The following is a 19794-nucleotide window of genomic DNA, read 5'->3' as shown; positions in this document are numbered from 1 at the left end:
ATGGAGGTGATCAAGGTGGATTTTCAATCAATCAAGTTGAACCGTAAGTCTGTTGCTGTACCTGAAGATGATGTTTCCTTTGATCAGACTTCGAATGCCAATCAGGATATCGCCATTATCGGAATTGCATTGAAGCTGCCGCTAGCGGATACCGTGGATCAATTCGCAAGCAATTTGGAGATGGGAAGGGATTGTGTCAGGCCGCTCCCACAGTCGCGTAAGCAGGACACGGACTTGTACTTCAAGCGAATGGGTATGAATCCTGAGGAGGTCGCCTATGGCGAGGCTGCTTACCTAACGGATATCGACAAGTTTGATTACCCCTTCTTCAAGTTGTCTCCGAAGGAAGCAAGCTTGCTCGATCCGAATCAACGGCTATTTCTACAAACGGCATGGAAAGCCATTGAAGATGCTGGCTATAGTGGTGGGAAACTTGCAGGCAGCCGGACAGGTGTATACGTTGGCTACGGATCGGATCCGGACTATTTGCAGCTAATTCGCCAAGTAGAGCCAGAAGCTGTATCGCTATCTATGACTGGGAATGTGCGACCGATCATCGCCAGTCGATTATCTTATTTGATGGATTTAAGGGGCCCAAGCTTGTTAGTGGATACCACATGTTCCTCCTCTCTAGTTGCTGTCCATTTGGCTTGTCAGGCCATTCACAACGGGGAGTGCGACGCGGCGATCGTAGGCGGCATTCAACTTCATTTGATACCCGTGCGGGAGTATGAGGTTGGAATCGAATCATCAACTTCCCGAGCGCGGTCATTCGATAATGATGCCGATGGTACCGGAACAGGAGAAGGCGTCGTAGCGATGGTGATAAAGTCGCTTGATCAAGCGCGGGAAGCTCGCGATCATATTTACGCGGTTATCAAGTCGAGCGCGATGAGCCAAGACGGGGGCGGTTCTGCTGGTATTACGGCACCGAATGCAGAAGCGCAAGAGGCTGTCATCGTTGATGCATGGAAGCGAGCAGGTATTGACCCAGAGACGATTGGCTACATCGAGACACATGGAACAGGAACGAAGCTCGGAGATCCAATCGAACATAATGGGCTTGAGCGAGCATTCCGGCGATTTACACAGAAACGGCAGTTCTGTGCGATAGGAGCGCTCAAAAGCAACATCGGTCATTTAGATAATACTGCCGGTATTGCGGGCTTGCTAAAAGCGGTGATGTCTCTTAAGCACAAGCGCATCTATCCGACGCTGCATTTTGACAGGCCGAATCGAGTAATTGATTTTGCAAATTCTCCGGTATATGTGAATGACAGATTGGTGGATTGGGAGAGTTCTCCTACGCCGCGCAGATGCGGAGTGAGTTCCTTCGGTATAAGCGGGACGAACTGCCACGTTATTTTGGAAGAGGCTCCAGAGGGGAAGCATGTGGCGAAATCGGATAAGCCTCACCATCATTTGTTTCTACTGTCTGCGCAGTCGGAGCCTGCCTTGAAAGCTTATGTGGAGTCGAGCATTCAATTTATCGAGCAAAATCCTTCGGTCAACATAGGCGATCTTTGCTTCTCCCTAAGTACGGGAAGAGGTCATTACCGCTATCGACTTGCTATTGCAGCGAACGATGCTGCTGAGGTGTTGGAGGAGCTTATACGGTTTAACAAGATTGGCTTTGCAACCTTTGTGCATGAACGGGAAGCTGAACCTAACGGTTACTTGCACGCCGATTATATCGAACGAGCAGATCGTAATAGCTCGCAATGGACAGTGATTCAGTCCAACACCGCATCGATGGTAGCTTCATTTGTCCAGTCGGATAAAAATGATCGAGAGCTCTGCGGTGAACTAGGCAAGCTTTATGTGCAGGGGGCTAACTACAATTGGGAGCAGTTGTACAGGAAAGAGCGCAGAAAGCGGATTAGTTTCCCTACGTATCCATTTGATCCTTATCGTTGTTGGGTTAAGTTGGACAATAGTAGTTTGGACGAAACATCTTCAGTTCGTAAGGTGAATGGTGATAGATCAGCTGCTGTGAACGAGCAACTGAGTCGTCGGCATGGGTATGAGAACACGGATGAGGAGCATTCAAGTAGTTTCTATCATCATCGCATTTGGCGCCCTGAGCCCTTAAGCAATAGCAGCCAAACAATAGGGAAGCAGACTAACATCATGTTGTTCCACAATGATGATCAAACAGCAGCATCGTTAATCCGTCGTTGGGAAGATGCGGATGCATCCATCATCCAAGTTGTAATGGGCGAGCAGTATGAGCGAAGGGATGCGCGCAGTTACGTCATTCGTGATGAGGCGCAAGATTATGAGCAGCTTCTGCTAGATATGGCAGATGTCTCGTTTACTCATATCGTAGACCTACGCTATATACGCAAGCACGAGGAAGTAGACCATGCAGAGGCGGAGGCGCATGAGCGAGTGCTGGATCAGACGATGTATAGATTCTATCGTCTAGCACATGCTCTAACACATCGTTCAAGCAACGAGCCGCTAGACATGATAGTTGTGTCGCAATATGCCGACGAAGTTGTAGCAGATCAAGCGTGGGTGCTGCCAGAGCAATCGGCTATGATCGGGCTCAGCAAGGCAATTGGCTGGGAGAATCCTCATATTCGCCTACGCTGGATCGATCTGGACGAGGGAACAGATGCAGCGGATGTTATCGAGTCAGAGCTTGGGGCGGAATCTAGTGAATTCTGGACATCGTATCGCAATGGACAGCGTTATGTAGAACGAGTGGATGTGCTTCATGTGGATAAGCCGCATGTCAGTCAACCTGTGCATGTCGGTGCTGATGGCGTTTATGTCATTACGGGGGGGCTTGGCAGCATTGGCTTGCTTATTGCCGCACATCTTGTCACAGAAGCGAAGGGGAGCATTCATCTTGCGCTGCTGGGAAGAACGCTGCTGCCTCCGCGGGAGCAGTGGTCTGCTATCGAGCATGAAGGTACAGAACGATGGAGCATTCGAGCGATACGAGCGATTCGTGAAATGGAAGCACGGGGGGCGCAGGTTGAATGCATTCGTGCAGATACGGCAGATGAAGGGCAAATAAGTAAGGCTGTAACAGAGCTAAGGCAGCGATATGGAAGAATTGCAGGGGTCGTGCATGCCGCTGGTATAGCAGAGGGGAACGTCATTAGCCAATTACATTCAACTGAGCTGAGAGCGATTGTTGCAGCGAAGACAACGGGTACCTGGTTATTGGATCATTTAACAAGGGCAGATAAGCCGGACTTCTTCGTCTTGTTCTCATCAGCAATAACGCTGGTAGGAGGTATCGGCTCAGGTCCGTATACGGCCGGGAACGCCTATTTGGATGGATATTCAGCTTATCGCAATCGATTGGGCTTGAGAACGTTGACCATTAACTGGCCTGCGTGGAAGCAGATTGGCGTGACTGAGGATGACGATGCAGATGAATCCAAGGAAATGTTCTGTCTCATGTCTGCGGAGCAAGGAGTGCGAGCTTTTCAAGAGCTACTTCAGTCATCAGTCGCAAATGGGAAGACTGAAACCGAAAATGTGCCCGACTCAATGTCTGCACACGTATCGATCCGGCAAGCAATTGTAGGCTATTGGAATCACCAAAGTGGATTGTTCGCTTTAGGCGATCGACTGCCCTTCCGTCAATCTGAGCAGGTTCAACACGAACGGCTGCTGGCGAGCTCTTCACACGATGAGAAGGAATCTTCAAGACGTGCTTCGGGCAATCGGCATACAGCAGTAGATACAGCCAGATGGAATGAAGTACCCAGCACGTACAGTGAAATTGAGGGAGTCGTCATATGGGCATGGAAGCGGGTGCTTGGATACGAGGAACTGGATGTACATGCGAATTTCTTCGAAATTGGAGGAGATTCGATACTCATCACAAGAGTGCATCAGGCTATCGATGAAGTGTTTCCAAGCCTAATCACGATCTCGGATTTGTTCTCCTACCCAACCGTAGCACGAATAACTAGCCATCTGCATGCGCTTATTACGAGTAGGGCCGCGACGAACGACTTGCGGTTGAACCAATTAGATTCAAAGGGAGAGGCACCGGAAACACCGGAAATAGCAATGCGAAGGTTGGAATCTAGCCAACAGGACCCGTTTAACGAGGTGATGCTAGATATGTTTGGTCGAATGAAACGCGGCGAATTATCGATTAAGGATGCGGTTCGACGATTTCATGAGCTGGAGGTAACTAATGAATAATCTAGCGAGCCAAATATTCGAGCAAGTTGGTGCGGGACGATTGGATGAAGAAGTGGCTTTGCAGCTACTTCGAACGTTGAAGCAAGAGGCTTCAGGAACGAAGGACATTGCGATTATTGGGCTCTCCTTAAAAATGCCTGGTTCGAGTAACATCGAGCAATTTTGGGACAACCTGGAGCAAGGTCGCGACTTCATCGGTCCGCTTCCTTTGTCAAGGCAGCGTGATAGTCTCGCGTTCGTTCGAGCGTTCACGCCGTTAAGTGAAGAAGAAGTGCGCTTTAGTTATGGTGGCTATATGGAAGATGTCGATAAGTTCGATTACGGATTTTTCAATCTATCTCCCAAGGAAGCTGCTTTGATGGATCCCAACCAGCGATTATTTTTGCAAACCGCCTGGGAAGCGATAGAAGATGCTGGCTATGGCGGTAAACGCATTCAAGGCAGCAAGACAGGTATTTATCTTGGATATGCGGATTGGCCTGTATATGGTCAGTATATTACGAAGCATCAGCCATCCCATATTCCGATGGCGAGTACGGGAAATACGCCTTCGATTATGGTTGGCCGTATTGCTTACTTGCTTGATTTGCAAGGGCCTGCGCTGCTTGTGGACACGGCCTGTTCCTCTTCCTTAGTAGCTGTTCATCTTGCATGTACAGCGATACGTAACGGGGAGTGCGATATGGCAATCGCGGGCGGAGTCAAAGTGATGCTAATGCCTGTAGACGGCTTGTTCGAAATTGGGATTGAATCTTCGAATCGAAAGACGAGTGCGTTCGATGACAGTTCTGACGGCACGATGTGGGGAGAAGGAACAGTTGCTGTACTTCTTAAGCCGCTGGATCAAGCTATACGAGATCAAGATCCGATCCATGCTGTCATTCGAGGAAGTGCTACGAATCAAGATGGCATGTCTGTTGGTCTAACGGCACCTAATGCAGCTTCGCAGGAGAAATTGCTCATTCGAGCTTGGGAGGATGCAGGCGTCCATCCAGAGACGATCGGCTATATCGAGGCTCATGGGACTGGAACGAAGCTAGGCGATCCGATTGAAGTAGACGGGATTGGAAGAGCGTTCAGCACCTATACGAGCCGAAGGCAATTTTGTGCGCTAGGTTCAGTTAAGACTAACATTGGCCATCTAGACGCGGCCTCAGGTGTTGCAGGACTAGCAAAAGCTATCGCTGCACTCAAGTATAAGAAGCTACCGTCTACGCTGCATTTTACGAAACCGAACCGAAATATTCCCTTTGAACGTTCACCGCTCTACGTGAATGATCGCTTGGCAGATTGGGAGACAGATGAGGGTACCCCGCGAAGATGCGGCGTGAGTTCATTTGGGTTCAGTGGGACGAACTGTCATCTCGTCTTGGAAGAAGCACCTGTGAGGATCGATGAAACGGTTCAAGGCCATAGGAATGATGATGGAGCCGATAGATTGATCATCTTGTCAGCCAAGACCAAACCGTCCTTAGAACGTCTCGTTTTGTCCTATGTCGCTGAGCTGCCGAAGCTAGATCGGAGCTTTGAAGATATTTGTTATACAGCCAATACAGGCAGAGGACATTACAACTGTAGATTAGCCGTTATTGCAAGCAGTAAGTCCGACTTGCTGAACAAGCTGCAAACGATAGCGGAACATGGCTTGCAGCCTATCGTGAAGAACGGCATCTATTACGATGAACATCGAATCGCAAGCGGGCGCCGAGAAGCACGGCAGCAGACGGAGCGAACTTCTGATGAATGGAGAGTCCTCAATGAGGCTGCGCAGAAACTGATCGTACAAGCTGCTGATAGTGGCACGTTGGCACGTTCTCAACTGGAACAGCTTGCTGAGCACATTGTACAGGGTGTTGAAGTGGACTGGGAACGGTTCTACGAAGGGCGCCATCGTAAGAAGCTGCACCTTCCTGTATACAGCTTTGAACCATCAAGATGCTGGATTGATCCAGCCGCTGACACCTATAAGGCTTGGTCCGCAACTGAAGTGAATGCAGCCGGATGCAGCAAAGAATCGAGTTCGATTCCGTCATTGTCTTCTACTCATACTTCCATGACACTTACACCTCGTTTACATGGAAAGACGGACGGAAAGTATACCCCAACAGAAATAAAGCTAGCCCAATTGTGGGAACAACTGCTAGGTGTTGAAGATATCAATGTAGATGATGATTTCTTCGAGCTTGGAGGCAATTCCATTTTAGCAATACGCTTGGAAGTGGAGCTAGAGCAAGCAGGATTGGCGTTTAGCTCGGAGCAGCTATACCAATATTCCACGATTCGTGAAGCGGCGGCTTGCTTGGAGCAACAGTCAGGTGAAGCCATGCCAGTGGATGTGGATGAATCGGTACAGCAGGTGATTCGCGAGCAGTTGGCCATGACAAATGATGCTGCAGCTAGCGAACGATCTAGCAGCTCTTTGTTCGTGGAGGAAGCTAACTTAGATTCAATTTACAACTCGGATACGTTTATATTGCCAGACATGGAGCCATTTAACGATTTATACTACCGCAATTGTTTCTACAATTCCTTTTTCCCAGTAGTTAACCATTTTGGAGGCAGCATACTGCCATTTCTCCTCAATGATGTAATCGGATTTCATCATAGCGAGCATACAGAAAGTGCTGGTGGATACGAGCTTCGCTACCAAGAAGTTCAGCCGATTGAGACTTTATTTTCACAATTCCATCTAACGGTGCACACGGGCAGCGAATTTACGAACATCACAGAAGAGATCACACAGCGTATCCGTCAAGGGCATCCCGTTATTGTGTGGATAGACAGCTACTATGTACCATTTCGTAAAGATGCGTATCAGAAGCAGCATGTGGATCATACGCTTCTCATTTACGGTTGTGATGAACATCGTCAGAAGTTCCATATTTTCGAGCATGATCGACGTGAAAATCTTACGTACAAGCCATGCTTGATCGACTATGAGGATCTCGTGCGCGCGTGGCGAGGATTCCAAGATCATTTTCAACAAAAGGAGCAGCGAGTTGCTTATTACATCACGGAATACAATCACGGTGCCAGCCAATGGAAGCCTGAGTTGGCAGAGCTTCAACAGCTGTTTGCCAACAACCAGCTTCAGAACCGCCGTCTTCTGGACGAAAGCATTGCCGTGCTGCATCAGTTTGTAGGATGGGTCAAGGCAATCAGTTCTTCAGAAGACCTTTATAAGCAGCAGATTGAAGTGATCGTTGAGACATTGAATCAAATATTGAACGCCAAGCAAGTAGAAGGCTACCGGCTAACGGCTCTTTACGGAGCTGATGCTGCTGTTGTTGCAGCTCATCACGCATGTGTGGAGCAGTGGGAGACGATTCGGAAAGGGAGCGTACGCTTTTTGTACGTACCCACTTATCAAGTGGATAGAATCGAGGCCATGCATGCCAGATTGGAACGATTATGGGAAGCTGAACAGCAATTTCTGTCGGCATTCATAAATCAACTTGAATGCACATTATTACCTAACTAATAGGAGGAATTATAATGACAATCGAAACGATGGACGAACTAAGAGCGAAAGTAATCGAAATTTTGAAGGATAACGTGGATGATCCACAAATGCTTGAGAACATTGATCCAGATGATGATCTATCTTCCCTTGGCATTAACTCCATGACTTTTATTAAGCTGGTTATCGCGACAGAGATGGAATTCGGGGTGGCATGGAACGACGAGGATCTCGACTTCCGCAACTTTAGCACGATTAATCAAATTATGAATTATATCAGCTTGAACCAAGGCCAAGAATAAGACAACGGATGAGGGGGGATTGTCATGCTAACAAAAGCAGGGGAACTTGGAGGAACAGCTCTAATCGAGCATGTCCAAAACTTAAAACCAGAAATTAAGCAGCTTACACTATACCCATCAGAGCTATGCAATTATCGCTGCAACTTCTGCCATATTTGGGGAGATACAGGATGGGCGCTTAAAGAGCCGCAACGTGCGATTCGCGAGCAGTTGGATATTGAGGTATTGAAGAAGTTTCTAGATGAAGTCACGGCTGTGAACAAAAATCTTGGAGTTCTTATTACTGGCGGCGAACCTATGTTGTACAAGCATTTTACAGAACTAGTGGAGCATCTCCGGAAGCGCAAAGCGAATATTTTCTTGTTAACGAACGGATCATTAATTAAAAATCGTATTGAGTTCATTATGGAAAATATCGTGGGAATGAACATTTCCATCGATGGACCCGAAGAGTTCCATGATGCGATTCGAGGTAAAGGAAGTTATGAAAAGATATGTGAGAACATTGAAGCACTTATTGCGGAGAAACGCAGACGTAAGAAGAGGTTCCCATTTATCCATATTACGATGGTTCTTTCTCCGTCGAATTACCTTAGCATCAAGCAATTTATGAGTGCGCTTCGCGAGCGATTCAGTGACGCCACAATAGAGCTGCATAATCCGCGTAACCCATTTGGGTCGCGTCGTGATTTGTCTGTCAACTTGGCACCGCTCTTGTTCACAACACCAGAACGAGGTCGTGCCTATGCGACGCAGATGAAGCACGATTTGGATTGCGATGTGTCGCCTGCATGGCAAGGATTTGTAGAAGAGTCGATACCGATGGATACGGTGCTGTTGAAAAAGGAGTTAGAAGAGTTGTGGGCTTCAGAAGGTATCGACTCCTCTGCTTACGTTGATATTCATGACTATTATTCAGATATTGATAATGTGTTCGGTCGTACGAAATGTGTGGCGCCATGGCATGAACTGGTTATACGCCGTACAGGCGATGTGTATCCGTGTGTAGATTTGCCGGACTATAAGTATGGCAACATTTACGAGAATAGCTTTGCCGAAATGTGGGAAGGGGAGCGGGCAACCCGATTCCGCGATTATCTCCAAACGACCAATCTCATGATGTGCAATCGCTGCACAAGGATGTTCGCTGATCCTCAATCTTTTTAATAGACAGAGCTCCTACCTAGATAAATGGAGGTCAACCGCATGATAGATACGTTAGAAGTAGAATCAGCGCTTGCTGATAAGACCAAGAAGGTTGTCATACTGCCATTTGAGAAACCTTTCATATATGGATTTTTGGGACATGCCTATGTGTTAGGGGTATTGCAACCGTATGAGTATGCGCAGCCTTGGATTCACAGCAGCTATATTCAATTGTTTTTTGCGAAGCATTACTTAAACGACCTTGGGGAATATAGGTTGGACTTCTATCCAGACTTAATGATTGCGTATCGAAATATGCCATGGCTGGAATACAAGCATAGCGACAAGAAGATGTTGAAGCAGCTTGGGGTAGATATTCATAAGTACTTGATTGCACAGTTAGAGCGTGAATTGTATGTCGTTACGTATGTAGATGAGTACTACATTAGCAACACGGGCTGCTATCAGCAATATCACTTTATTCATGATATTTTCATCTACGGGTATGACTTGGAGCGGCAAATCTATCATGTAGCGATCTTTGATAGAAATCGCCAGTTCTCTATGCAGGAAGTTAGCTTTGAGCAATTTGAACAAGCGTATTCTGTGGATTCTGGTGTTCACACGCTGATCAATTCTTTCAAAAGATTGGAGCCTGCCGATTATGAGGGGAGTAAATTTGGAGCAGGATTAGCGAGATTTGATTTTGACTTACAGCTTATTATTAATACGCTTCAAGACTACTTGGATGGGAAAAATTCCACGGAGCAACTTAAGATTCAGCAGCATCCAGTAGAAGGAATTTTCGGAATGGATATTTACCCTCTACTGCAAGAGTTCACGACTAAAATAATTGACGGTATTAAATATTTTGATGTGCGGCCGTTTCATATTTTGTGGGAACATAAGATGATGATGATTAGAAGAATTAAATATTTACAGCAGTTAAGTCATTTGAGTGCAGACACTCCTATATTGGCAGAGTTTGAGTGGTTGGAGAAGCGTGCGTATGCGCAACGTAACAAAGTAATCAAAGGTCAAATGATTGATGATAGAAAGATACTGCAATCCATTAATGAATCGTTGCAAGGTATGCAGGATGCAGAAAAGGTAGCAATCACACAACTGATTAAAGCGCTTCAGGAAAATAACTCATAATCAACAGGAGGTGCACGCACGTTGGACGTATCGATCATTATTCCTGTATACAATAAGATGGAGCAGTTGGAGCGCAGCTTGTATTTTATAGCTCATCAGACGGTGTCGGACACCACTGTAGAGGTGATCGTCGTTGATGATGGTTCAACTCAGCCGATTCAAACGATCGTTGATTCCTTTGCAGGACGCATACCGAACCTTAAGTATTTGCATATCGCTCGTGATAAACACTCCGGACGTTCTCGTACTCGCAATATCGGGATTAAGGAGAGTAAGGGGCACATACTGGTCTTCCTTGACTGCGGGATCGTGATACCTGACTTCTTCTTAGAACGTGTCATCAATCGGATAGGCGACAGCACTAATATGGCTCTGTATCACTATATTATGGGTGCACTAACAGATCCGGAGCAGGTGGATATGTCTGCGATCGAAGGTATTGATCCGACGAATCTTGCGGACAAGTGTGAACAGCTAAAGTATCATTCCGGCTGGGAAGATATGCGAACTTCTCATTTTGAACTGGTCGAACATGATCTTAACCGAATGGACGTGCCTTGGACGATGGGTTGGGGCGGAGCAGTCAGTGCTTCGCGTGACATTGTGCTTCTATCAGGGGGATTCGATGAGGCGCTCAAAGGATGGGGGGCGGAAGATACGGACTTTGCCTATATGCTGCACAAGCATGGTGCGGTTATGTATGCTACGGCCGATATTAGCGCACTGCATTTACCGCATCCATCTGATGATAAGATTGATCAGAAGATCAGATCTAGCTTCCTCAATCGTAAAAAGATGCATCTTAAGCAGCGAACTTTCGATACGGAGCTGTATCCGTATTCGGCGGACATGCACTACGATCAGATTATCGCTAAGTTTAATCGGCTGGTAATCCATTATTATGTGCCTGCGTATAGTGGTCAACTTATTGAGCTTCTGAACACAGACTATTTACAGGGGGCCGAACGAACGGCAGTACTTGGCGCAGACAGCCGCGCGGTGCTCTCTTCCTTGCAGGTCTCCCATGTATTTTTACAAAATAAACATCTGATTAATCGCTATCAACAGACGTTGCCTGACAAAGAGATCGTCTATTTACTAGGGGTGGACACGCTTTATTCATCCAAGCACTTTGATGTCATCATCGTAACTGATTATTTTAGAATGTTTAACGAACCATTAATCAGTCTGATGCTGAAGGAATTATATCGCATTGCGAAGAAAGTTGTATTCTTGTACAACGATACGTATGTGTCTTACCTCGCTACAACAGCCGGATGGATGTGGCATAGTAGACAAGAGCTTGAACAACTGTTCAGCCGGAACCAACTCGTCTCTCATACGGAGCAGCAAGTTGGTGATTGTAAAGTATTTGAATTGGATAAAGCAAAGGTCGCTGCTCGCGTGTAGCTGTTACAAGGAGGAACTCCGTCCCTTAGTGGGATGGAGTTTTTCTGCTTTTCTTTGTCGAATCGGCAGCCACTTCCGCCAAACACGCTTGACATTACATACAATTAGATATATGGTTAACTACATAACCAACTAACCATAACACTAACATGCAAATGAGGAACGAGAGGAGGCCGACTATGCGTTCGTCATTAGATGAGAATAAACCGATATTTCAGCAGATTAGGGAAATGATTGAGGATGACATTGTGAATGGGAACTTGAAAGAGGAGGATCAGGCACCATCCACGAATCAACTTGTTGCTTATTACAAGATCAATCCAGCGACTGTGTTGAAGGGATTTAATCAGCTTGTAGATGCAGGGATCCTTTATAAGAAAAGAGGTGTCGGCATGTTTGTTGCTGCGGGGGCATATCAGATGCTACGAGAACAAAGAAAGCAAGCATTTCAAGAACAGTATGTATGGAGTATGCTGCATGAGGCAGAAAAACTCGGTATTTCAGTCGAGGAAATAAAAAATATGATGGATACCATGAAAGAAAGGCAGGGATGACGAATGACACAGAAAATTAAAGCTGACAAGATGTCGCTTAAATTTCAAAATAAGCAAGTCTTAACGAACATCTCCTTCGAATTAGAAGGTAATAAAATTTATGGTTTACTTGGACGGAATGGTGCGGGAAAAACATCTTTGTTGTCTGTTTTAGCAGCTTTTGTGAAGCCGACAATTGGCAGTATTAAGGTTGACGGAGAACATGTTTTTGAAAATGCACAGGTGATGGAACAAATTATTTTTATTAGAGATGTAAAATTGGACGATGAAACGGGTAAGGCACCAACGTACATTAAAGATGTATCTATCTTTCGCCCGAACTTTGATATGGACTATGCGGAACGACTCATCAAACGCTTTAAGCTTCCAACGGATACGGAAGTGTCCAAACTATCACGAGGTATGCAATCAGCTCTTCATGCCATTATTGGATTAGCGAGTCGCTGTCCAATTACGATTTTTGATGAAGCTTATTTAGGGATGGATGCTTCGGCGAGAGAAATTTTTTATGAGGAAGTACTGAATGATTTTATGGAGCATCCGCGGACGATCATTCTTTCTACTCACTTAATTTCCGAGATGGAGTCTATGTTTGAAGAAGTATTGATCATCGATCAAGGGGAGCTCATTTTGCATGAAGAAGCGGAAACTTTGCGTGAGAGTGGAGTATCTGTGACAGGGGCGGTCGAACAGGTCGATTACTTTGTGCAGGGGAAGCATATTTTGAAGGAACAAGTGCTTGGAGGTACGAAGCTAGCTATGATTTATGGTCAATTGTCTGAACAGGAAAGAGAAGAAGCGAAAGCTATGCAGCTGACTTTAGGGCCGATTACGCTTCAAGAATTGTTTATTCATTTGACGAAGGAGGATAAACAATGAAGAAAAATAAATCTACTGTAGTTGGATTATCCATGTTTCATACGATAGGGTCTTGGATGCTCTGGTATATAGGCATTCTTGTAGTCTTGCATATAGGAAGTGCAGTAGTAACGTATTATACAGGTGATGAGGTGAAGTTGTCGCACTCTGCACTGATACAGGGGGAAGTTGGCTGGTCAATTTTAAATAGTGCATTAACCTCCTCCAAAGTCTTTTTCTTAATCTGTGGTTTACTCTCTATGGGCGGGTTTATTAAATACTTTGTCTCTAACGGGGTAACAAGGCGGGATTATTATAAGGGCACAGTACAATCCATTTTGTATTTGTCATTGAGCTTTACTGCTGCCGTAGCTATATTATACGGACTCGAATCTTTGATTATGAATATACTTGGACTAGAAAGAAACCTACATGTACCCATTATGTTCTATGTGAAAATTGTATTTGATGTTATTTTGTTTTATGTCGTTGGCTGGTTTATAGCAGCTGGATTTTATCGTTTGAATGTTTGGCTGGGAATGGTGTTCATCGCGATTACTGTATTGATTGTCTTCATTCAGAGTGGGATATGGGGGGAGAGTGTACCAATTCCACTGTACAAATTGATGAATATATATGAAGTTTCCACATGGCTAGCGGTGCTGATTAGTGCAATACTCATTGTTGGTGTAATTGCGGCCATAAGGTTATTAACGAAAGAAGTGCGTATTAAAGATTAAACTATATAAAATTCATGCTAAAACAAATGATAAAACAAATGATAAAACAATAACTGGCTTACATCATCCTTAAGGACGACGTAAGCCGGTTTTTATTTGCGTAGGTTTTATTGCATTTCTTTAGTTGGACCCATAACACCAGGTACAGGTAAACCTGCTTGACGAAGCAGTACGGTCATTTGCCCACGATGATGGGTTTGGTGATCGATTAGCGTTCGCAGCAACTTGCCTCTTGCAATTGGACCCATAAATCCATTTACTTCTTCCGTTAGTTTTTCATCTGTTAATGTTACTGCTTCGTTTTTGTATGCTTCAATGACTTCCTCGTATTTTTCAATGATAGCTGTCATTGAACTCGGCATCGATGTATCTGGAGCTGCTGCAGGAATTTGTAAGCCTGCAAGCTGCCCGAAAAATCCACCAGCACCAACCAAATGCCAAGCAAGCCATCCTAAGGAATTATGTCCTTCTACAATGGAATACTCCATTTTATCATCTGTAATTGCTTTCATGACGGAAAGAGTTCCAGCAGAAGAAGCAATCCAATCTTCAATAAAATCTTCTGATTTACGATACATAAGTAGAAACCTCCAATAGTTAAAGCCTACATTCTATTTTAGTAAATTGGGCGATAAGTATCAAATAACATAGGTGCTGGCGAGTGACGGTTACAAGTTGACTCATCGACATAATCGAAAGTTCTGTTGTGATTTTTTGTATAAATAAATATGGTATGCTCAATTGGGAATTCATTCTTTGTACGAAAAATGCTTATCATATTAGGAGGGAGCACAATGTCTTTATCCGTAATTTTTGATATGGATGGTACCTTATTTCAAACCGATAAAATTTTAGAGATTTCTCTTCGTGACACATTTGATCATTTACGATTATTACAGTTATGGGGGGATGAAACGGAAACTCCGATAGAAAAGTACCGTGCCATTATGGGCGTCCCTTTACCGGTAGTGTGGGAGACGTTGCTACCCGAGCATGATGATGAAGTCAGACAACAAGCAAATGTATGGTTCCGTGAGAAATTGATTGCCCATATTCATTGTGGAAACGGTGCTCTGTATCCTTATGTAGAAGAAGTTATGCAATACTTTAAAGAGAAAAATTATCCGATATACATAGCAAGCAATGGAGAAATTGAATATTTACATGCGATAGTAAACTACTATAAGTTAGATCAGTGGGTTACAGAAACATGTAGTATACAGCATATACAGTCGCAAAATAAGAGCGATTTGGTGCGGTCTATTATGGAGAAATACAAAATTAAAGATGCAGTTGTAGTTGGAGATCGAATATCCGATATCAAAGCAGCGAAGGAGAACGGCTTGATAGCAGTAGGATGTAATTTTGATTTTGCTCAAGAAGATGAGTTGGCTCATGCAGATATCGTTATTAATCGATTGGATGAGCTAAAAACGTTATCGTTAGGGAGTGCTAGGCGTTGATATATAGGAGCAGCAAAAAGAACGGCAGTTAGCCGTCCTTTATGCTTTAAGTTGTTATCTATAATTTTATCTCATCCATAACCGTTAAGAATCTATTATTCCATGTTGCTTCATGATGATGTATAATGTCGCCAGCTTGCAGCGCTGCGCCATTGATCGTGCTGTGTGTCCCTTTGTAGAGTAGATTATGTTGATAACCTAAGCTAAGCGCAGCTCTAATGGTGGTATCAAGACAAAACTCCGTTTGTGCACCTGCAAAAATAAGCTGTTCGATTTCATTGGCTTTTAAATAGTCTAACAGTTCTGTTTGATAGAAGGAATCGAACTTTGATTTTTGAATGATTTTATCATTAGAGGAGACGTGTAAGTTCTTATGAAGCTTCCAATCTTCTTTCCCTTCAGACATAAGGTGCTGCTCGTCTTGGCTTGTATGCTGAATGAAGATCACTTGAATTTGTTTGTCGCGGGCTTGTTTAATTAGCTCGTTAATATTGGAAACGACTAGTTCGTTATGTAGTAAATGGTTCTGGGGATAGTTAAAGAAGATTTCTTGCATATCAATGACAATGAGTGCCTGTTTCATGAAGTAACACTTCCTTTAGTTTCTTTATCATTGTAACAGGCGTTAGAGACAAGTTAAACGGGTTAACTACAAAAGCTAGCTAGAAAACGCTTGTTTCTATAAGACAACTCATTTGTTCAGTATGAGCAGTTGATACATCACTATTTAAATAAAGCTATAGCCGAAACGAGCGCTTTTCAGATTTTGATCTGATGTCGCTCGTTTTCTATGTAAGAGCAAGTGATTCTCCGTCACTATTTCGCCACTGAAAAAGGTTCTCATTTTAGAATGATTATAAAAAAGCTTGACAGTTTGTACTTCATAGTAAATAATAATCATTATAAAGAGCGATGCGGAATGCACAGCGTAAGCTGCTCTGGCGTTCTAAATTAGCTTTTTAATCAACTTAGAAACCATCTAGCAAAGGAGATTTTATATATGTCACTTATCAATACAGAGGTTCAACCATTCCAAGCAACTGCATTTCAAAACGGGAAATTCCTAGATGTTACAGAGCAAAGCTTCAAAGGTCAATGGAGCATCGTTTGCTTCTATCCAGCAGACTTCACATTCGTTTGCCCGACAGAGCTTGAAGATTTGCAAAATCAATACGCAGAGTTGAAACAACTTGGCGTTGAAGTATATTCCGTATCTACAGATACTCATTTCACGCATAAAGCATGGCATGCAAGCTCGCCAGCAATCGGTAAAGTAGAATACATCATGATTGGCGATCCATCCCATGTTATTTCCCGTAACTTCGATGTATTGATCGAATCCGAAGGTCTTGCTGATCGCGGAACGTTCATCATCGATCCAGACGGAGTTATCCAAACAGTTGAAATTACAGCAGGCGGCATTGGCCGTGATGCAAGTGCTCTTATTAGCAAAATTAAAGCAGCACAATATGTTCGCAACAACCCAGGCGAAGTTTGCCCAGCGAAATGGCAAGAAGGCGGCGAAACATTGAAGCCAAACCTTGACCTTGTAGGAAAAATCTAAGCAACCTTGTCATAAAGTCGACGAAGTCGAATGTATATAGAAGCGTTTGTTCAGCAGCAGTATGAGTAGACCATGTTACTTGGCATCATTATCGAACATTTTAAGGAGGATTATCAAATGGCATTGGATCAGGATATCAAACAACAATTAGAGCAATATCTTCAACTATTGGAAGGCAACATCGTCATTAAAGTGAGCGAGGGTGATGATGCAGCATCTACAGAGATGATGTCTCTTGTAGATGAGCTTGCTAGCATGTCTGCTATGATTTCGGTAGAAAAGGCAGATTTGGATAGAACACCAAGCTTCAGCGTAAACCGTGTTGGCGAAGACACAGGTGTTGTGTTCGCAGGTACACCGCTTGGACATGAATTCACTTCCCTAGTGCTTGCGTTGCTTCAAGTGAGCGGCAGAGCTCCTAAAGTGGATCAAAGTGTAATCGACCAAATTAAGAGCATTAAAGGCGAATACACTTTTGAGTCTTATATCAGCTTGAGCTGCCACAACTGTCCTGACGTGGTGCAAGCATTGAACTTGATGAGTATTTTCAATCCTGGTATTTCTCATACGATGATTGATGGTGCTGTATTCAAAGATGAGGTAGAAAGCAAAAACGTAATGGCTGTGCCAAGCGTATACCTCAACGGTGAGTTCTTCGAAAGCGGTCGTACAACAATTGAAGATATCCTTGCTAAATTGGGTACTGGTCCTGATGCGTCTGAATTTGATAATAAAGCTCCTTATGATGTACTTGTTGTCGGTGGAGGTCCTTCTGGTGCAAGTGCGGCGATTTACGCAGCGCGTAAAGGTATTCGTACAGGTATCGTTGCTGAGCGCTTCGGCGGCCAAGTCAATGATACAATGGGCATCGAGAACTTCATCAGCGTGAAGTATACAGAAGGTCCTAAGCTTGTTGCTAGCATCGAAGAGCAAGTAAAAGAGTACGGCATCGATGTGATGAAAACACAGCGTGCGAAGCGTCTAGACAAAAACGAGTTCATCGAGATCGAACTTGAAAATGGTGCGGTTCTGAAAAGTAAAACAGTTATCATTTCTACAGGTGCGCGTTGGAGAAATATGGGCGTTCCAGGTGAAGCGGAGTTCAAGAACAAAGGTGTAGCTTACTGCCCGCATTGTGATGGTCCATTGTTCACAGGCAAAGATGTTGCAGTTGTCGGCGGAGGTAACTCTGGTATCGAGGCAGCCATTGATCTTGCTGGTATCGTTAAGCATGTAACGGTTCTTGAGTTCTCTCCAGAGCTTAAAGCGGATTCTGTATTGCAAGACCGCCTATACAGCTTGCCGAACGTTACCGTTCTGAAAAATGTGCAAACGAAAGAATTGACAGGAACAGATAAGCTTGAAGGCCTTACGTACATCGATCGTGCAACAGGCGAAGAGAAGCATGTCGAGCTGCAAGGTGTATTTGTCCAAATCGGTCTTGTACCAAACACAGACTGGTTAGCGGATACGGTTGAACGCAATCGTATGGGCGAAATTATCGTAGATAGCCATGGCGCTACGAGCATCCCTGGTGTATTTGCTGCTGGTGACTGCACAAACAGTGCGTACAAGCAAATCATTATTTCGATGGGATCCGGTGCAACGGCAGCTCTAGGTGCATTCGATTATATGATTCGTAACTAATTCATATCGTTAATAAGTAACGGCTTTCTATCGATTGATAGGTAAGCTGGGATGACAGCCCTCACTTTTTATAAAGTGGGGGCTGTTTCTATATGTAGGCGTGTAGCAGAAGGAAATGAATAAAAGGAATATATTAACTTACGTCGAACAAATTGTTTATCCTGTAAAAGAAAATCTAATCGATGTTTAAGGGGGAGAGGGAAAATGAGTCAGGAAGTAATCGATTTTATCGCTGCAATAAAAGAGCCATGGCAGGTGGAACTATCCGCGAACTTGCGCGAAGTTGTCCATCAGGCTATACCGGAAGTAACGGAACGGATTCAGTATAAGAAACCACATTTTTTGAAAAATGGAAAATACGCCGCGGCTATCTCTACATCGAAAGATGCGGTTAGCTTTACTATTTTTAATGCTGCTGGCTTGGAGCTTCCAGAAGGCATGTTTGATGGCCCAACTGAAAGAAAAACGTTGAAGCTTCGCAAAGGCAATAGTATTTGATAATGAGGAGGATTAATATTATGCCAACAACTTTGTAATGGGTTAAATCAAATATTCAATCATTTAACGATTACAAGGATGCAAAGCGTAGTGTTATCCATCACTTTATGCGGTGAATCCTTGTGGATTACTGCATGTTCCTGTGATGATCATTTCTGAAATATTAGCTGCTTTGTATTTCTTCTATATTACTAGGAGGATGACAATGAGTCATTTACAAAATAGAAGCATTAGCAAATTAACGATAGAGTGCAAAGATATCATTTTACGGGAGTATCAAATTGAGGATGTAGATGCACTGCACAAGCTTACTTGGCAGCCTCATTTTCATGAATTTTTGACGGGATGGAATGTACCCAAGGAGCAGCGGGAAGAGTGGTTTACGAATTATGAAATACCAGAGAACGAGCGTTTCCTTGAGGCGATTTCGAGAACAGGAGATCCTGAGCAGTATCGACTGAGACTAGGGATTATACTGAAGGAAACCGGAGAATTTATCGGTATTTGTGGGACAGGTATTAAGGATGAACTATCACCGCCAAATCGAGAAATTTTTTATGGAATCTCCGAACAATATCAGAATAAAGGATACACGACGCAGGCAGCGCGGGGGCTGATTACGTATTTATTTGAAAATACGCAAGTTGAAAAGCTTATTGCTATCGCGCACATCCGTAACGTCTCGTCCAACAAAGTGATCCAAAAGTGTGGCTTTCACTTTCACAGTGATGTGATGATCGACAACGAGCTGCATCATTGCTACAAGCTTCAAAAGGAATAGTAATGCAGAAGGTGAAGGGATGCCATAGGGCGTCCTT

The 19794-nt window shown here is 44.2% G+C and carries 16 protein-coding genes; 14 read left to right on the top strand and 2 right to left on the bottom strand.

Translation table 11 applies throughout. The features are described from left to right. Positions 1-15: 15 nt before the first annotated feature. The 9 genes from IFO66_RS09235 to IFO66_RS09195 all read left to right on the top strand — a co-directional run bounded on the left by IFO66_RS09235 (position 16) and on the right by IFO66_RS09195 (position 13804). On the top strand, positions 16-4176 hold the full coding sequence (locus IFO66_RS09235) for an SDR family NAD(P)-dependent oxidoreductase (protein ID WP_192024878.1): 4161 nt from the start codon (positions 16-18) through the stop codon (positions 4174-4176). After that, positions 4169-7657, top strand: a complete 3489-nt coding sequence (locus IFO66_RS09230) for a DUF1839 family protein (RefSeq protein ID WP_192024877.1) — start codon at positions 4169-4171, stop codon at positions 7655-7657. The genes IFO66_RS09235 and IFO66_RS09230 overlap by 8 nt, the downstream gene beginning before the upstream one ends. 14 nt (positions 7658-7671) lie before the next feature. Then, the gene (locus IFO66_RS09225) at positions 7672-7938 is read left to right on the top strand and encodes an acyl carrier protein (RefSeq protein ID WP_192024876.1); all 267 of its coding nucleotides are present in this window, start codon (positions 7672-7674) and stop codon (positions 7936-7938) included. Between the two features lie 24 nt (positions 7939-7962). Continuing rightward, positions 7963-9105 carry a radical SAM/SPASM domain-containing protein gene (locus IFO66_RS09220; protein WP_192024875.1) on the top strand — a complete coding sequence of 381 codons (1143 nt, stop codon included), beginning with the start codon at positions 7963-7965 and terminating at the stop codon, positions 9103-9105. A gap of 39 nt (positions 9106-9144) precedes the next feature. Then, on the top strand, positions 9145-10242 hold the full coding sequence (locus IFO66_RS09215) for a cysteine peptidase family C39 domain-containing protein (protein ID WP_192024874.1): 1098 nt from the start codon (positions 9145-9147) through the stop codon (positions 10240-10242). 21 nt (positions 10243-10263) lie between these two features. Then, positions 10264-11652 (top strand): glycosyltransferase family 2 protein, encoded by a 1389-nt coding sequence (locus IFO66_RS09210; protein WP_192024873.1) that lies wholly within the window; start codon positions 10264-10266, stop codon positions 11650-11652. A gap of 179 nt (positions 11653-11831) precedes the next feature. Then, positions 11832-12206, top strand: coding sequence for a GntR family transcriptional regulator (locus tag IFO66_RS09205; protein ID WP_192024872.1), 375 nt, complete (start codon positions 11832-11834; stop codon positions 12204-12206). A gap of 3 nt (positions 12207-12209) precedes the next feature. Then, positions 12210-13085 carry an ATP-binding cassette domain-containing protein gene (locus IFO66_RS09200; RefSeq protein ID WP_192024871.1) on the top strand — a complete coding sequence of 292 codons (876 nt, stop codon included), beginning with the start codon at positions 12210-12212 and terminating at the stop codon, positions 13083-13085. Continuing rightward, on the top strand, positions 13082-13804 hold the full coding sequence (locus IFO66_RS09195) for a hypothetical protein (RefSeq protein WP_192024870.1): 723 nt from the start codon (positions 13082-13084) through the stop codon (positions 13802-13804). The genes IFO66_RS09200 and IFO66_RS09195 overlap by 4 nt, the downstream gene beginning before the upstream one ends. 107 nt (positions 13805-13911) lie before the next feature. Here IFO66_RS09195 and IFO66_RS09190 read toward each other — a convergent pair whose 3' ends face one another. Continuing rightward, positions 13912-14382 carry a DinB family protein gene (locus tag IFO66_RS09190; protein ID WP_192024869.1) on the bottom strand — a complete coding sequence of 157 codons (471 nt, stop codon included), beginning with the start codon at positions 14380-14382 and terminating at the stop codon, positions 13912-13914. A gap of 216 nt (positions 14383-14598) precedes the next feature. On the opposite strand from IFO66_RS09190, the gene IFO66_RS09185 reads away from it, so the two are divergent. After that, complete coding sequence (locus IFO66_RS09185; protein WP_192024868.1) at positions 14599-15267, top strand: HAD-IA family hydrolase; 669 nt, start codon at positions 14599-14601, stop codon at positions 15265-15267. Positions 15268-15325: 58 nt separating this feature from the next. Here the strand turns inward: IFO66_RS09185 and IFO66_RS09180 are convergent, their stop codons facing one another. Further along, entirely contained in the window at positions 15326-15850 is a 525-nt protein-coding gene (locus IFO66_RS09180; RefSeq protein ID WP_192024867.1) for an isochorismatase family protein, read from the bottom strand. 417 nt (positions 15851-16267) lie between these two features. Here IFO66_RS09180 and ahpC point away from each other — a divergent pair, with 417 nt between their 5' ends. The 4 genes from ahpC (at position 16268) to IFO66_RS09160 (ending at position 19757) form a co-directional block, all read left to right on the top strand. Continuing rightward, entirely contained in the window at positions 16268-16831 is a 564-nt protein-coding gene (gene ahpC / locus IFO66_RS09175) for an alkyl hydroperoxide reductase subunit C (protein ID WP_192024866.1), read from the top strand. Between the two features lie 117 nt (positions 16832-16948). Next, entirely contained in the window at positions 16949-18478 is a 1530-nt protein-coding gene (gene ahpF, locus IFO66_RS09170) for an alkyl hydroperoxide reductase subunit F (RefSeq protein WP_192024865.1), read from the top strand. A 204-nt stretch (positions 18479-18682) separates the two neighbouring features. Continuing rightward, positions 18683-18976: a DUF1801 domain-containing protein gene (locus IFO66_RS09165; protein WP_192024864.1), complete on the top strand. Its 294-nt coding sequence runs from the start codon at positions 18683-18685 to the stop codon at positions 18974-18976. Between the two features lie 205 nt (positions 18977-19181). Next, positions 19182-19757: a GNAT family N-acetyltransferase gene (locus IFO66_RS09160; RefSeq protein ID WP_192024863.1), complete on the top strand. Its 576-nt coding sequence runs from the start codon at positions 19182-19184 to the stop codon at positions 19755-19757. Positions 19758-19794 lie beyond the last annotated feature (37 nt).

This window comes from Paenibacillus arenosi (assembly GCF_014841135.1).
GTDB lineage: Bacteria > Bacillota > Bacilli > Paenibacillales > Paenibacillaceae > Paenibacillus_B > Paenibacillus_B arenosi.
The sequence above is the reverse complement of the archived record's forward strand: the minus strand, read 5'-3'. Positions and strand labels throughout refer to the sequence as shown.